This window comes from Candidatus Pelagibacter bacterium nBUS_25 (assembly GCF_051200975.1).
Lineage (GTDB): Bacteria > Pseudomonadota > Alphaproteobacteria > Pelagibacterales > Pelagibacteraceae > Pelagibacter.
Genome location: NZ_CP172846.1, coordinates 1,176,898 through 1,192,408, shown reverse-complemented (window position 1 = coordinate 1,192,408; position 15,511 = coordinate 1,176,898). Strand labels below are relative to the sequence as shown.

Sequence of the window (15,511 nt, the reverse complement as noted above, 5' to 3'; positions counted from 1 at the left end):
TTTAAATCTCTACCATATCATCTTTGTGAATAACTTCTGATTTTGCAACATAACCTAGTAATTTTTCTATTTGATTTGAATGATTTCCCATAATTTTAATTATTTCATCAGATGTAAAAGAACTTAAACCTCTTGCACATTCATTGTTTTTTTTATCTAGAATTTTGACATGATCCCCTTTACTAAATTTTCCTGAAATTTTTTTAATCCCAGCGGCTAATAAGCTTTTTCCTGATCTTAAAGCTTTTTTTGCACCATCATCAATTATAATTGATCCTTTTGGCGCAATAGAACTTATGATCCATTTTTTTCTAGCATCAAGCTTTGAAACTTTAGAATTAAACCAAGTACAATTATTTTTTTCATTAATCATTGAGATAGGATTTAAGAGTAGTCCATTTGCTATAACCATATTACAGCCTGCTAATTGACAGATTTTTGCTGCTTCAATTTTAGTTTCCATTCCACCACTGCCATATTCGTTTACACCTTTGATATTAATCTCTTTTAAATCTTTTTTTATATCATTTACATTTTTGATTAATTCAGCATCTTTGTAAATTTTTGGATTTTTTGTGTAAAGACCATTCACATCTGAAAGAAGAATTAAAGTGTCAGCATCTGAAATTTGTGCAACTCTTGACGCCAGTCTATCATTATCACCATATTTTATTTCAGTTGTGGCTATTGTGTCATTTTCATTAACGATTGGAATAAAACCTAAATCAAATAAATTTTCAAAAGTTCTTTTAGCATTTAAAGATCTTCTTCTTTCCTCTGTATCTTCAAGAGTTAATAGGATTTGTGAAATATTTAGCTTATATTTTGTAAATGTTTGAGAAAATAAGTTCATCAGTTCGATTTGCCCGATTGAAGCTATAGCCTGACTCTTATCTAGTTTAATTGTTTTTTTATTTATATTCATTTTCTTGCATCCAAGCGCTATTGCACCTGAGCTTACAATTACTACTTTTTGATTTTTATCTTTTAATTTTTTGATATCTTTTGCAAAACTAGAAAGCCATTTTTTTCTAATCTTTTTATTGTTATCTACGAGAAGTGAAGATCCTATTTTGACAACTATTATTTTAGAATTTTTAAGAGACATATGACAAAAGTTTAGCTTTAATTTTAGATATAGAGTCTTTTTCTAATGTAGTCATAGTCATTATTTCACAATTTTTACCTTTTGAAAAATAATCAATTACATCTTTAACAGTATCTTCATCTACTAAATCTATTTTATTAAGTACTACAAGCTCTTTTTTATCAATTAATTTTGAGCTGTAACTTTTTAATTCATTTTTAACTTGTTCGTAAGACTCATTTAAATCTAAGTTAGTAATATCTATAAGATGCAATAATGATTTACATCTTTCTATATGTTTTAAAAACTGTATACCAAGACCAACACCTTCATGAGCACCTTCTACAAGTCCTGGGATATCTGCAATAGTAATTTCTTTATCATCATAAGACGCAACTCCTAAATTAGGATTTAAAGTAGTGAATCTATAATTTGCGATTTTTGGATTTGCGTTTGTTATTGCAGCCAACAAACTTGATTTTCCAGCATTTGGTAAACCAATTATTCCAATGTCAGCAATTGTTTTTAATTGAAGCCAAATTGTAAACTCTTCTCCAATTCCACCTTTGGTAAATTTTCTTGGGGCTCTATTTGTAGAACTTTTAAACCTAGTATTTCCAAGTCCACCTTTACCACCAATAGCAACGACAAAATCTTCTCCTTTTTTATTAAAATCAAATAGTAAAGTTTTGTTGTCTTCTTCAAAAACTTGAGTTCCAAGGGGCACCTTTAAAAATAAATCGTCACCTCCTTTACCTGTACGATTTTGTCCAGCACCATTTTCTCCTCGTTGTGCCTTATGATGTTGTTGGTACCTATAATCTATAAGTGTGTTAAGATTATCTTCAGCCTTTAAAATTATTGATCCACCCTTTCCTCCATCACCTCCATCGGGGCCTCCATACTCAACATATTTTTCTCTTCTGAAGCTTGGTGAGCCATCACCACCGTTTCCAGCTTTAATATAAATTTTTACTTGATCTAGGAATTTCATAATACAACATCTATTTAAGTTGTACTATTAATTGGGCTTTACTGAAACGAAAGTTCTATCTGCTTTAGATTTTTTGAACACAACTTTACCTTTTACTACTGAAAAAATAGAATGATCTTTACCCATTCCTACATTTTCTCCAGGAAAAATTTTAGTTCCTCTTTGTCTTACAATTATATTTCCAGGTATTACTGTCTCACCACCGTACTTTTTAACACCAAGTCTTCGCCCAGCACTATCTCGTCCGTTTCTCGATGATCCACCTGCTTTTTTTGTTGCCATAACTTACCTAATTTATTTATTTGCCGCTTCTGTTTTTGGTTTAACTTCAGCTTCAACTTTTTTAGTTGGTTTAACCATTTTTTCTGCCTCAGATAAAACTTTACCATCTTTAGAAAAAATTTTGTTAATTCTAATCATTGTATGTTCTTGTCTATGACCATTTTTTCTTCTTGAATTATGTCTTCTTCTTTTTTTGAAGATTAAAATCGTTCTGTCTTTACCATTTTTAATTAAATCAGCTTCTACTTTAGCACCTTCAACATGTGGGGTACCTATTTCTATAGATTTATCATCTCCATATGCAAGTATTTCGTTGAATTCTATCTTAGACTCAGGTTTTGAGTCTGGTAATTTTTCAATTTTCAGGATTTCACCAGCTTTAACTTTATACTGTTTTCCACCTGTTTTTATTATAGCGTAAGACATAGTAAGAATTTAAATTTAAGTTACCGCAATATAGTTGTAGCAAGGTTTTAGTCAAGTTGAATTAACTAGAAATTATCCTTTAAATCTCTCAATTTTGAAAAGGATTCAACGTTTTTTGCTCTTAAAAATATATTACATTCTATTTCATCTTTGACACTAGAGGGGATAGTGGGCAGGTTATTTTTAAGCTTTTCATTAATTTTTGATATTTTGTTTTGTAAATTTATATTTTCAGGCTCATGTTTGATACAAAACTTGGAATTTTGAAGTGTGTATTCATGTCCACAATAAATTTTAGTGTCCTCAGGAAGCCTTTTTATTTTTCCTAAAGAGTTAAACATTTCTTGATAAGTGCCTTCAAAAATTTTTCCACAACCAAGAGAAAATAGTGTGTCACCGGTAAAGATTAGTTTTTCTTTAAAAAAATGAAAACTAATATGACCTGTCGTATGACCAGGTACATGAATAATTTTTGCCTCAAAGTTATCAGCTTTCCAAATTTGACCATCCTCAAGTAAAACTTGGATCTCTGGAATTCTATTAGCGTCATCTTTATAGCCGACTACAATTGAATTGTATCTATTTTTTAGATCTATATTTCCTCCAATATGATCAAAATGATGATGTGTATTTAGAATATATTTTAGAGTAATATTTTCTTTTTCAATAAAATTAATAACTGGTTCAGACTCACTTGGGTCAATAACGCATGCTGTATTATTAGACTCATCAATTACTAAATAACTGTAATTATCTTTTAAGCAGTGAATTATTTCTATTCTCATATTATTTTTCAATTAAAAATATACCTAGATCAGCAAATAAATTTTTAAGACCTAAATTAGTATCATTAATTGATGATACGTTTTCATTACTTAGAGCTATCGATTTGAAAATTTTAAAATTTCTAGATTTTACAAAATGAACAAAATCCTTAATTGTACACATATGTAAATTTGGAGTGTTATACCATTCATCAGGCAATGTTTTAGTTATAGGCATTGTTCCTTTAGTTAATAAATGAAGTCTAATTTTCCAATAACCAAAATTAGGTATGGTAACTATTGCTTTTTTTCCAACTCTTAATAATTCATTTATTACTAGTTCAGGATTTAAAAATGCCTGAAGTGTTTGACTTAAAACAACATAATCAAAAGATTTATCAGGAAATTGGATTAAATCTTTCTCAGCATTTCCCTCAATTACTGTTAATCCTTTTGCTATACATTTTTGAACTTTATCTTTTGAGATTTCTAATCCTCTAATGTTAATATTTTTATTATCTTTTAAAAATTTCATTAAAGTGCCATCTGCACACCCAACATCCAAAACTTTTTTATCTTTTTCAATTAAATCAGCAATAACTTGGAATTCATTTTTCATAATTAATTATCTGTATAAGATTTATCTAAAAAATTTTTAAGAGCACTTAGAAAGTCTGGGACATCAAGTAAGAAAGAATCATGTCCTTTATCTGACTCGATTTCAACAAAACCAACGTCAGCACCAATAGCGTTTAAAGCAATTACGATATCTTTATTTTCCTGAGTAGGGTAAAGCCAATCTGATGTAAAAGATATTATGAAAAATTTAGCTTTAGTTTCTTTAAAAGCATCTGATAAATTTCCGTTAAATTGTTTAGCTAAATCAAAGTAATCCATAGCTCTTGTAATATAAAGGTAACTATTTGCATCAAATCTATCTACAAAAACTGATCCTTGGTATCTCAAGTAACTTTCAATTTGAAAATCAGCATCAAATCCAAATTTTAGATCTTCTCTTTCTTGTAATTTTCTCCCAAATTTTTCTTGAAGGCCTTTTTTTGAAAGATATGTGATATGAGCAGCCATTCTTGCAACTGCCAAACCTTTATTGGGTATAGTATCTTTGGAATTATAATCTCCTTCATTCCAATTACTATCTGCAGCAATTGCTTGTCTTCCAAGTTCATTAAACGCAATATTTTGTGCTGAATGACTTGAGGTACATGCAATAGGAATTACAGTTTTAGCCTTATCTGGAAAATTACTAATAAATTGCAGAACTTGCATTCCACCCATTGATCCCCCCACAATAGAAAAAAGTTTTTCTATACCAAAGTGATCTAGTAAATTATTCTGAGCATTTACCATGTCGTTAATAGTGATTACAGGAAAATTGGTACCAAAAACTTTTTGAGTATTTGGATCTTTGTGACTTGGACCAAATGAGCCGAGGCATCCACCAATCACATTTGAGCAGATTACAAAATATTTGTTTGTATCAATTGCCTTATCAGGACCTACAGCATAGGACCACCAGCCATCTTTATTTGTAATTGGATTTTGGCCAGTTACAAATTGGTCACCTGTAAGTGCATGAAAAACTAAAATAGCATTATCTTTTTCTTCATTTAAAGTTCCATAGGTTTCGTATGCAATTGGAAAATCATTGATAGTTTTCCCACAGTCAAGTTTAAGTGGTTTTTTAACTATTAGAGTTTTTAAGTTTAATTCCGTATTCATAATAAATGCTATTATTTGAATTGAGAGAAAAAAAACAATTTTAGCGGTTTTTTTTAAGCGCTCGCAATTCAGTTAAATCAGCGCATAAATTTTGTACTAGATGTTATTTATTATGTCAATTTTTTTAAAAACTGTCTTATTCTATGTAAAATTTTATAATTTTATCTATAAAGAACTCATAAATTAAAAATATGACCACTCCAAAATTTAAAAATTTTAATATTGAGCCCTACAAACCGGGTAAATCCAAAATTAAAAAACTAAAAAAAATAATTAAATTATCAGCAAATGAGTCAGCTTTGGGAATGAGTTCCAAAGCAACCAAGATAATATCTAATAAAGGGTTAAATTTAGAGAGATATCCAGATGGTAAATCTCAGAATTTAAGAAAAGAAATATCAAAAAAATTTAAACGTGATCCAGATAAAATTATATGTGGAGCAGGTTCAGATGAAGTTATTCAAATGATCTGTCAATTATTTTTAAAGCCAAAAGATGAAGTTGTAGTTCCAGAATACAGTTTTCTAATGTACAGAATTTATGCAAATATTGTTGATGCAAAAGTTAAATTTGCAAAAGAAATTAACTATAAAATTTCAAATATTGAGATACTCAAAAAAGTAACAAAAAATACAAAAATAGTTTTCCTTGCTAACCCTAATAATCCTACTGGAACTTATTTGACAAAAAAAGAGTTACTAGATCTTAGAAAAAAATTGAATAAAAATATTTTATTGGTGGTAGACGATGCTTACGCAGAATATATGAAAAATTCTGACTACAAATCAGGATTAGATTTGTTTAAAAACAAAGACAATGTTTTTGTATTAAGAACATTCTCTAAAATATTTGGACTAGCTTCTTTACGAGTTGGGTGGGGATATGGATCTAAAAAGATAATAAATGCATTAAATGTTATAAAACCCCCATTTAATGTTAGTCATATTGGACAAATGGCAGCAACGGAGTCACTTAAAGATCAAAATTTTATAAAACGCTCAATAAAACACAACTTATATTATGCAAAGAAATTAAAATCTTTTCTTGAAAGATACGAAATTTTTTCAAATCCAATTTCTGCAAATTTTTTATTTTTAGATTTTGAAAAATGTAAATATACAGCAAAGTATTTTTATGAAAGACTAAAAATAAAAGGAATTATTTTAAGATCCACAGAAGATGGTTATCATATTAAAAATAAATTAAGATTAACTATTGGATCTAAAAATGAAAATTTAGCATTTATGAATGCTGCAAAAAAAATATTAAATTAATATGAAAAATATTTTAATTATTGGATGTGGGTTATTAGGATCATCTTTGCTGAGAAGAATTCAAAAAAAGAAGATGGCTAACAAGATTTATATTTATGAGAAATCAAAATCCAATATTATAAAAATAAAAAAATTAAAATTACCAGGAATAATTATAAAAAAATTGGAGGCTGGAGTTGTAAAAGCAGATTTGATTATTTTATGTACACCAATGAATGAATATAAGAATCTTATTCTTAGAATGAACAAATGTTTATTATCCAAAACTATTATAACTGACATAGGTTCGTCAAAAATAGAGTCATCAAAAATTATTAAAAAATTTTTAAGAAAAGATATTTCCTGGACACAAAGTCACCCCATAGCAGGATCCGAGGTAAGCGGACCAGAGTATGGAAGGCAAGATATATTTGAGGATAAATGGTGTGTTTTGATAAAAGAGAAAAATACTAAGAAAAATCATTTAAATATATTGAATAAGTTTTGGAAAAAGATTGGATCAAAAATAGTTATTATGAGTCCAGAAAAACATGATAAAATTTTCTCTATAACTAGTCATCTTCCACACTTGATTGCATACAATTTAGTAAAATCAGCACAAGACTTTGAAAAAATACAAAATTATGATTTGATTAAATATAGTGCAGGTGGGTTACGAGATTTTTCAAGAATAGCAGCCTCAAATGAAATTATGTGGAGAGATATATTTTTTAACAATAAACATAATATTTCAAAAGCTATTGATCTATTTATTAAAAACTTAAATTCTTTTAAAAAAGATATTAATTCAAAAAATAATAAATCAATTTTAAAAAAATTAATTCAAACCAAAAAAGTAAGAACAAAAATCATTAAATTAAAACAAGATGTTAACAAACCTGATTTTGGAAGAAGTTAATATTTTATAGAGGATATTTTTTTTATAGACAGGCTAGCTGTTCTTTTAATTCTCTCTATTGTTTTTATTATTGGCATAATTAATACTTTTTTTTCTGGACCATAAGCGTGAATTAATTGTTTAGAATCAATGCACATAGCAACATGACCTTTCCAAAAGATTACATCACCTTTTTTAAATACTTTTCTTTTTAATTGTTTTCTAGAATATTTGATTTGGTCTTTTGTATCTCTTGGATAAAAAGAGTTATTATAATAATAAAATAGCTGCAATAAAGCTGAACAATCAATTCCATTGAAAGTTTTGCCACCCCATACATATTTGGTTTTTAAAAATAATTTAAATATTTTAGTAAAATTTTTTTCTTTATGATCTATTTTTTTTAAATCATTTTTTTTTACCCATTTATTTTTTTCAAATTCTGCAAGATTTTTACTTTCTTTAATTATTGAAATTTTTGAACCAAAGGGTAAAAATTTATTGGTTATTATTTTTTGTTTACTCCAAACTTTAGCTTTTAAACTATAAACTTTATGGCTTGGCTTGTGGTTTTGTACATACTTTTCATTCTTGATATAACCGATATAGTTATCAAATGAAGATTTTATTTTTATCCAATCTTTATTTTTTGATAAAATTTTAAATTTTTCTCCGAATATTATTTGAGAAGTAACTTCAGAATTTTTTGAAGCCTTTTTATAAATATTTGAGAATTGATTCTTATAATAAAAATTATTTTTCACGAAGTTTAAGCTTATCTTTAATAAACCATAAGCAAATCAATGAAGGGATAACCATGATAGCAGTCAAAATAAAGAATGTACCCCAATCTCCATTTAGCCAATCTACTAATGCTCCAGACGAGGATGCAAGTGTTGTTCTTCCAGCCGTTCCAATAGAAGCAAGAAGTGCATATTGTGTTGCAGTATAAGTCCTGTCTACTAACAGTGAAATAAAAGCAACAAAGGCAACAGTTGCAAATGCTGCAGCTATATCGTCAAAAATTACAGCAACTGCAAATAACCACTCTGATTTTCCACTCCACGCTAATGCTGTAAATAATAAATTAGTTGCAGCCATCAATATACCCGCTAGAAACATTGCTTTTAAAACTCCCGATCTAATTACAAATAGACCACCTAACAATGTAAAGATAACTGTTGTAATCCAGCCCAAAGTTTTTGAATAAATAGCAATATCGCCTTTAGAAAATCCTATTTCCTTATAAAAGACTATAGACATACGACCCAAAAATGCCTCACCTATCTTAAATAAAAAAACGAAACTCAAAATACCTATTGCAATTGAAAATCCATTTTTTTTGAAAAAACTTATTACAGGACCCCCAAGAGTTCCACTTATCCAAGCAATTATATTTGTAATAAAATTTTGTGATCCAAGTTTACTCTGAATTAGTTGGTCAGTTTTTCTTTGATTAACTTTCCTCGTACTCGAAGGAGCTTCATGAACAAACATAAGCCCAATATTCATTAAAATTACTACAATTCCCAATATTAAAAATGTTGATTGCCAATAATTAGCTATGCCAATATTTTGAAAGTATTCAGCAGTAAATAAAGCTATTACACCACCTAATTTATATCCACTCCACCAACCAACAACTGCCATTGCAGCACCAGCGGCCATTGATTTGCCCTCATTTTCACCGATCTGTTCAATTCTTAAAGCATCCACAGTTATGTCTTGTGTTGCTGATGCAATTGCAATGATTAACCCAACTGTAATTAACAGCGCGAGATTTTCTGTTGGGTTTATTAAACTCCAAACGACCAAGCAGATTAAAATTGCAGTTTGCATTAAAACTATCCAGCCACGTCGATGACCAAGTTTTTTTGTAAGATAAGGAATTTGAAGTCTATCTATTAGAGGTGCCCATAAATAATTAAATGCGTATACCCCAAATATCAATCCTGCCCATCCTATTGTAGATCTACTTAGACCCTCTTCTTTGAGCCATAAACTCAAACTGCTACCTATTAAAACCCATGGAAAACCAGAGATGGCTCCAAGCAGTAGTATTCTTATCATTCTTCTATCAAAATAAACTGAAAAGGTTTCTGATAGAGATTGTTTTTTTATTTCAATCATATTAATTTCTCCAAAAAGATGGCAAGAATAATACTAATATTGCAAATAGCTCAAGTCTACCTAAAATCATACCAATCGTTAAAATCCATTTAGAAATATCGGGTAAAGATGAAAAATCTCCATTAGGACCTATTATAGGACCCAATCCTGGTCCAACATTTGAAATTGATGTGGCGGCTCCTGAAATTGCCGTGATGAAATCAAGACCAGTTAAAGATAGTAATGCGGTAAGTATAAAGAAGATTACAAAGTAAAAATAGATAAAAGAAATTATTGATGCAATAAATTTATTATCAACTGAGCCTTGATCGTACTTGATAACAAACACACCTTTCGGATAAATGATTTTTTTAAGTTGATTTACTATAAATAAATATAGAATTTGAATTCTAAAAATTTTAATACCACAAGCAGTTGACCCAGCACATCCACCTATAAACATTAGCGCCAAAAACAAAGTTATTGGAAAAGCACCCCAGCTATCATACTCAGAGTTTACATAACCAGTACCTGTTAATATAGAAATAGTATTAAAAAAAACTGACCTTAAATTAAAATTTTCATGATTATTTAATAATAGGTATGTTGATAATAATATAATTGCAGTAACAATAATTTTAAAAAAAGTTTTAATTTGAGCATCTGTTAAAAAAATTTTTCTATTTCCACTTATAAATTTGATGTACGCAATAAATGGAACACTTCCTAAAATAATGAATATCATGGAGACTATTTCAATTGGAATACTATTAAAAAAACCAATAGATTGATTATAATTTGAAAAACCACCTGTTGCTATTGTGGTCATAGAATGTGTTATACTGTCAAATTTACCCATTCCAAATATCCAATAAGTCAATGCACAAATTATAGTTAAGCCTGAATATATATATATTAATCTCAAAGCTATCTCTTTAGATTTTGGAAGTATTTTTTCTTCAGAGTCATTGCTAGAAATCTTAAATAATTGCATTCCACCAACATTCATTATTGGCATCAAAGTGATAGCCATAACAATAATACCAATGCCACCTAACCACTGCAATATAGCTCTCCATAGTAAAATTCCTTTTGGTGTAAATTCTAGATTTGAAATAATAGTTGACCCAGTAGTTGTTATTCCAGACATGCTCTCAAAAAAAGCATCTGTCACTGATAGCTCTATTGTTGAAAATATAAAAGGAAGAGACCCAAAAATTGCTATACTCAGCCAAGAAAGTGCAGTGAGCAAAAAGGCTTGTTGTAAATTTAATTTTTTATCATGATCTAGGTTAGATAAAAAAAACAAAGTTCCAAAAATTATTGTAACGATTGATGCTCCAAAAAATGAAGAGTCTATTTCAGAGTAAGCAAATTGGACAATAATAGGTATGAACATGAATACCCCAAGAATTATTTGTAAAATTCCTAGTGTAAAAAAAACAGTTTTATAATTAGTCATTTTGAAAGAACATTATTTTATGGTAAATAAATTTCAACTCTATAAGAATTGGTAAAACCACTGATTTAAGATTTTTAGAAGCATAATTCATGATTAAAAAAGAAAATTTAGATAAAACTAGCGCTTGGCCTTTTGTAGAAGCAAAAAAACTACTTCGAGAAAGAAAGTCTTTTATAGAAAAAAAAGGCAAGATTACTCTTCAAACAGGCTATGGTCCTAGTGGTCTTCCACATATAGGAACATTTGGTGAGGTTGCAAGAACGTCAATGATGGTAAATGCTTTAAAGCAACTATCGGATCTTCCAACTGAAATAATAACATTTTCTGATGATATGGATGGCTTACGAAAGGTACCAGATAATGTTCCTAATCAAGAGTTACTAAAAGACAATCTTCACAAGCCATTAACCAAAGTCCCTGATCCATTTAAAAAATTTGGAAGCTTTGGTGAGCATAACAATGAAATGTTAAAAAAATTTTTAGATAGTTTTAAATTTAATTATAATTTCCAAAGCTCTACATCACTTTATAAAAGTGGATTTTTTAATCCAACACTTAAAATAATTTTAGAAAATTATGAGAAAATTATGAATATTATTATTCCAACTTTAGGTAAGGAGCGCCAACAAACTTACAGTCCCTTTTTACCAATTTGTCCTGAGACTGGACATGTTTTAGAAATTCCTGTTATTGAAATTGATAAAGAAAAATCAAATATTATTTTTGATAATAAGGGAAAAAAATTAGAGGCAAGTATCTTAAATGGGAATTGTAAATTACAGTGGAAAGTTGATTGGGCAATGAGATGGTACGCATTAGATGTAGACTTTGAGATGTACGGAAAAGATTTGATTGAAAGTGCAATTTTATCCACAAAAATAATAAATTTATTAGGGAAGAAAAATCCATCTGGTTTTGCATATGAGTTGTTTTTAGATGAAAAAGGAGAAAAAATTTCTAAATCAAAAGGAAATGGGATAACAATTGATCAATGGCTGGAATATGCATCACCAGAAAGCTTATCCTTGTACATGTATCAAAATCCAAAAAGAGCAAAAAAGTTATATAAAGAAATAGTGCCTAAAGCTGTTGATGAGTATTTAGATTGTATTGAAAAATCCAAAAAACAAAATGAGCTACAGTTATTAATGAATCCTGTATGGCACGTACATAATGGTAATATTCCAAAAGAAGAAATGATTATGACATTTTCAATGTTACTTAATTTAGTTGAAACAAGTAATGCTGATAGTAAGGATTTGTTATGGAAGTTTGTTAAAAAATATAAGTCAGATATTTCTGAAAAAAATTTTTCAATTTTTGATGGCCTAGTTGGTTATGCAATTAAATATTTTAATGATGTAATTAAAGCTCAGAAAAAATATAAATCACCAAATGTGTCAGAAAAACTAGCTCTTGAAGCATTAGTAAAAACTCTAAAAAAATGTACAGATGAAATGTCCCCAGAAGATATTCAAACTTTGATTTATTCTACTGGAAAGGAAAATGGTTATGCAGATAACTTGAGAGATTGGTTCAAATTAATATATGAGGTAGTTTTTGGTGATGAAAATGGACCTCGAATGGGATTTTTTATAAGTTTTTTTGGTGTAAAAGAAACTACCGAGTTGTTAATGAATAAATTAAAATAATGTTTTCTAAATTAAGACCGCTAATATTCAAAGTAGATCCTGAAAAAGCACATACGTTAGCAATAAAATCATTAAAATTTAATTTAATTCCTAACGTATTTGATGAAAGTAAAAATGATCCTATTTTTCAAACAAAAATTTTTGACAAAGATTTAGATAATCCAATTGGAATGGCAGCTGGTTTTGATAAAAATGCAGAGGTATACAACTCATTATTCAAATTAGGTTTTGGATTTGTAGAGGTTGGAACGATTACTCCTTTGAAACAATATGGAAATCCTAAACCTAGAGTGTTTAGATTGGTAGAAGATGAAGCATTAATTAATAGACTAGGCTTTAATAATCATGGTGCTGAAATTGTTAAAGAGCGTATTAAACGTAATAATAAAATGGGTTTACTTGGTATTAACATTGGACCTAATAAAGACTCTAACGATAGATTAAATGATTATTTAATAGGATTAAAAACTTTCTATGATGAAGCCGATTATATAACAATCAATATTTCATCACCAAACACTGAAAATTTAAGAACATTTCACGAAGGTAATAAATTAAAAGATTTACTTAGGTCTATTATGATAGAGAAAAAAAATTTAAAATCAAATATTCCTATTGCTGTTAAAATTTCACCAGATATAGATGAAAATCAAATTAACTTAATTTCTGAAATTCTTTTAGAATGTGAAATAAAAGCAATCATCATTTCAAACACATCAGAAGCTACAAGGGATAAACTGAGTGATATACAAGGACATCAAAAAGGGGGTTTGTCAGGAAAACCAATTGAGGAGAAATCTAACATTTTAATAAATAGATTTTATAAATTATTAAAAGGAAAAATAAAAATTATTGGTGTTGGTGGGATCGATTCTGGTAAGGCGGCTTATGACAAGTTAGCAGCTGGCGCAGACTATGTGCAGTTATATACAGGGATGGTTTTTAAAGGCCCAAATATTGCAGGAATTATAAAAAAAGACCTAAAAGAATTATTAATTAGAGATGGAGTTAAAAATTATACTGAAATTGTAGGAAATAAAACTCTATCTTAAATCTATTAAACTTGACGCTTTCCATATCTCCCCTTATATAGGCACTATTATTATGTCAAAAAAATGTGAATTAACTGGAAAAATCCCCATGAAGGGTCACAACGTTAGTCATGCTAACAACAAGACTAAGAGAAGATTTTTGCCAAATTTAAAAAAAGTAAAATTCACAAGTGAATTATTAAAGAGAAGTCTAAAGTTAACAGTAAGCAATTCTGGTGTTAGATCTGTTGATAAAAAAGGTAGCTTTGATGAATTTCTCAAGGCAGTTAAAAACAAAAATCTGTCCCCAAGATTAAAAGAATTAAAAAAAAATATTTTAATAAAATCTCCATTTAAGAAAAAGCCTGTAGCTAAAACTGCTTAATGAGCAAACTTTTTATTGCCCTATCAATTTTGATGGGAGTAGTTGTTTTATCCTCTAATTATCTAGTTCAATTTCCAATTAATTATTATGGATTAAGTGAGATTCTCACTTATGGAGCTTTTAGTTACCCAGTAGCTTTTTTGATTACAGATTTAGCTAATAGATTTTATGGTAAATTTGTTGCAAGAAAGATTGTATATTTTGGATTTTTTATAGGAATTATTTTTACTCTTATATTTTCAACTAATTTTGCTGATTTAATTTCTATTAGAATAGCTATTGGATCTGGAATAGCTTTTCTAACAGCTCAACTATTAGATATTCAGATTTTTGACCGTCTAAGAAAAAAAGAGTGGTTTATAGCCCCTTTAACTTCATCTGTAATTGGATCTACAGTTGATACTTTTTTATTTTTTTCGATTTCATTCTATGCAACAGGTGTACCTTGGATAACATTATCATTGGGTGATCTAGCAGTAAAACTATTTGTATCTTTGGTAATGTTGGTGCCATTTAAAATTTTACTTAAGATCAGTAAGCCTGTCTAAAATTAATATAAAAATTTATAAGATAAAATTTTGTAAGCTAGTTTTGCTACAAGAAAGTTATATGAGTTAAAGCCTTTTATCGGTGATAATTCATTAATATCTGCACCAACAATTTTTGAATTTTTTGCTGCAATTCGAATAATATTTAAAGTTTCATCCCATAACAATCCACCTGGTTCAGGAGTTCCTGTTGCTGGCATGATACTTGAGTCTAATCCATCTACATCAAAAGTTAGATAAACTGTTTTGTTCTTAATTAATTTCTTAAATTTATTAAGATTCCATTTATTTTTATCTTTTGCCCAAAATATATTAATTCTTGATGAATTCTTTTTTAAAAAAGGAATCTCACTTTCTGATATATTTCTAATACCAAAAGAAATTAGAGAAACGTTTGGGTAGTCCAAACATCTTTTTATAGCTGAGGCATGAGAGAACTTTTCTCCATTATAGCTTTCACGCAAGTCTGCATGAGCATCAAAGTGTAGTAGACAAATATCTTTATATTTTTTTGCAAAAGGAGCAATACAACCAGGTGTGATAGAATGTTCACCACCAAAAGTCATTGGAAAAAGTTTTTTATCTAAAATTTCCTCATTAATTTTAGACATTTTACCAAGTGCTTTTTTGATATCTTTATCAATTTTAAATGGCTTTAAAGTTTTAATACCTATCTTTTTATGGGGCTCACAATTCAATTCTTCGTCATAAAGTTCAACTTGGTGAGATGCTTTTATTATTTCTTTTGGACCATTTTTTGTTCCCCCACCATAACTCACTGTTTTTTCAAGACCAAAAGGAACTATTACAACTTTTTCTTTAAAATTGACTTTATTGTCAATTCCTAGAAATCCATTTTTATTTGAAAGATATTTCAATT

Annotated in this window: 17 protein-coding genes; 6 read left to right on the top strand and 11 right to left on the bottom strand. The window is 28.6% G+C overall.

Annotation, left to right across the window (positions count from 1 at the left end; genetic code table 11):
* Position 1 precedes the first annotated feature (1 nt).
* The 7 genes from proB to metX form a co-directional block, all read right to left on the bottom strand.
* Positions 2 to 1,108 carry a glutamate 5-kinase gene (gene proB / locus ACIJYH_RS06345; protein ID WP_435096464.1) on the bottom strand — a complete coding sequence of 369 codons (1,107 nt, stop codon included), beginning with the start codon at positions 1,106 to 1,108 and terminating at the stop codon, positions 2 to 4.
* Positions 1,098 to 2,081, bottom strand: coding sequence for an Obg family GTPase CgtA (gene cgtA / locus ACIJYH_RS06340; protein ID WP_435088131.1), 984 nt, complete (start codon positions 2,079 to 2,081; stop codon positions 1,098 to 1,100). Before cgtA ends, proB begins: the two co-directional genes overlap by 11 nt.
* Positions 2,082 to 2,108: 27 nt before the next feature.
* Positions 2,109 to 2,363, bottom strand: coding sequence for a 50S ribosomal protein L27 (gene rpmA, locus ACIJYH_RS06335; RefSeq protein ID WP_008544325.1), 255 nt, complete (start codon positions 2,361 to 2,363; stop codon positions 2,109 to 2,111).
* A gap of 12 nt (positions 2,364 to 2,375) precedes the next feature.
* Complete coding sequence (gene rplU, locus ACIJYH_RS06330; RefSeq protein WP_028035976.1) at positions 2,376 to 2,789, bottom strand: 50S ribosomal protein L21; 414 nt, start codon at positions 2,787 to 2,789, stop codon at positions 2,376 to 2,378.
* A 65-nt stretch (positions 2,790 to 2,854) separates the two neighbouring features.
* Positions 2,855 to 3,574, bottom strand: a complete 720-nt coding sequence (gloB, locus tag ACIJYH_RS06325) for a hydroxyacylglutathione hydrolase (RefSeq protein WP_435162756.1) — start codon at positions 3,572 to 3,574, stop codon at positions 2,855 to 2,857.
* A 1-nt stretch (position 3,575) separates the two neighbouring features.
* Complete coding sequence (gene metW, locus ACIJYH_RS06320; RefSeq protein WP_435096458.1) at positions 3,576 to 4,172, bottom strand: methionine biosynthesis protein MetW; 597 nt, start codon at positions 4,170 to 4,172, stop codon at positions 3,576 to 3,578.
* A 2-nt stretch (positions 4,173 to 4,174) separates the two neighbouring features.
* Positions 4,175 to 5,293 (bottom strand): homoserine O-acetyltransferase MetX, encoded by a 1,119-nt coding sequence (gene metX, locus ACIJYH_RS06315; RefSeq protein ID WP_435096455.1) that lies wholly within the window; start codon positions 5,291 to 5,293, stop codon positions 4,175 to 4,177.
* Positions 5,294 to 5,484: 191 nt separating this feature from the next.
* Between metX and hisC the strand changes: the two genes are divergently transcribed.
* Positions 5,485 to 6,567 (top strand): histidinol-phosphate transaminase, encoded by a 1,083-nt coding sequence (hisC, locus tag ACIJYH_RS06310; RefSeq protein ID WP_435162755.1) that lies wholly within the window; start codon positions 5,485 to 5,487, stop codon positions 6,565 to 6,567.
* A 1-nt stretch (position 6,568) separates the two neighbouring features.
* Positions 6,569 to 7,465 (top strand): prephenate dehydrogenase, encoded by an 897-nt coding sequence (locus ACIJYH_RS06305; protein ID WP_435162754.1) that lies wholly within the window; start codon positions 6,569 to 6,571, stop codon positions 7,463 to 7,465.
* On the opposite strand, the gene ACIJYH_RS06300 is transcribed toward ACIJYH_RS06305, so the two are convergent.
* From ACIJYH_RS06300 to ACIJYH_RS06290, 3 genes are read right to left on the bottom strand one after another with little or no spacing between them, the layout of a single operon-like run.
* Positions 7,462 to 8,208 carry an NlpC/P60 family protein gene (locus ACIJYH_RS06300; protein WP_435162753.1) on the bottom strand — a complete coding sequence of 249 codons (747 nt, stop codon included), beginning with the start codon at positions 8,206 to 8,208 and terminating at the stop codon, positions 7,462 to 7,464. The two genes, ACIJYH_RS06305 and ACIJYH_RS06300, sit on opposite strands and share 4 nt — an antisense overlap.
* Complete coding sequence (locus ACIJYH_RS06295; protein WP_435162752.1) at positions 8,198 to 9,574, bottom strand: AmpG family muropeptide MFS transporter; 1,377 nt, start codon at positions 9,572 to 9,574, stop codon at positions 8,198 to 8,200. The genes ACIJYH_RS06300 and ACIJYH_RS06295 overlap by 11 nt, the downstream gene beginning before the upstream one ends.
* Before the next feature lies 1 nt (position 9,575).
* Positions 9,576 to 11,015, bottom strand: a complete 1,440-nt coding sequence (locus tag ACIJYH_RS06290; RefSeq protein WP_435162751.1) for a TrkH family potassium uptake protein — start codon at positions 11,013 to 11,015, stop codon at positions 9,576 to 9,578.
* A gap of 89 nt (positions 11,016 to 11,104) precedes the next feature.
* Here ACIJYH_RS06290 and ACIJYH_RS06285 point away from each other — a divergent pair, with 89 nt between their 5' ends.
* The 4 genes from ACIJYH_RS06285 to ACIJYH_RS06270 are packed head-to-tail and all read left to right on the top strand — an operon-like array spanning position 11,105 to position 14,631.
* Positions 11,105 to 12,667 (top strand): lysine--tRNA ligase, encoded by a 1,563-nt coding sequence (locus ACIJYH_RS06285; protein WP_435162750.1) that lies wholly within the window; start codon positions 11,105 to 11,107, stop codon positions 12,665 to 12,667.
* Positions 12,667 to 13,719, top strand: coding sequence for a quinone-dependent dihydroorotate dehydrogenase (locus ACIJYH_RS06280; RefSeq protein WP_435162749.1), 1,053 nt, complete (start codon positions 12,667 to 12,669; stop codon positions 13,717 to 13,719). The genes ACIJYH_RS06285 and ACIJYH_RS06280 overlap by 1 nt, the downstream gene beginning before the upstream one ends.
* 52 nt (positions 13,720 to 13,771) lie before the next feature.
* Entirely contained in the window at positions 13,772 to 14,083 is a 312-nt protein-coding gene (rpmB, locus tag ACIJYH_RS06275) for a 50S ribosomal protein L28 (RefSeq protein WP_435162748.1), read from the top strand.
* Positions 14,083 to 14,631 (top strand): queuosine precursor transporter, encoded by a 549-nt coding sequence (locus tag ACIJYH_RS06270; protein WP_435162747.1) that lies wholly within the window; start codon positions 14,083 to 14,085, stop codon positions 14,629 to 14,631. Before rpmB ends, ACIJYH_RS06270 begins: the two co-directional genes overlap by 1 nt.
* Before the next feature lie 2 nt (positions 14,632 to 14,633).
* On the opposite strand, the gene speB is transcribed toward ACIJYH_RS06270, so the two are convergent.
* Positions 14,634 to 15,509, bottom strand: a complete 876-nt coding sequence (gene speB / locus ACIJYH_RS06265) for an agmatinase (protein WP_435162746.1) — start codon at positions 15,507 to 15,509, stop codon at positions 14,634 to 14,636.
* Between the last annotated feature and the right edge of the window lie 2 nt (positions 15,510 to 15,511).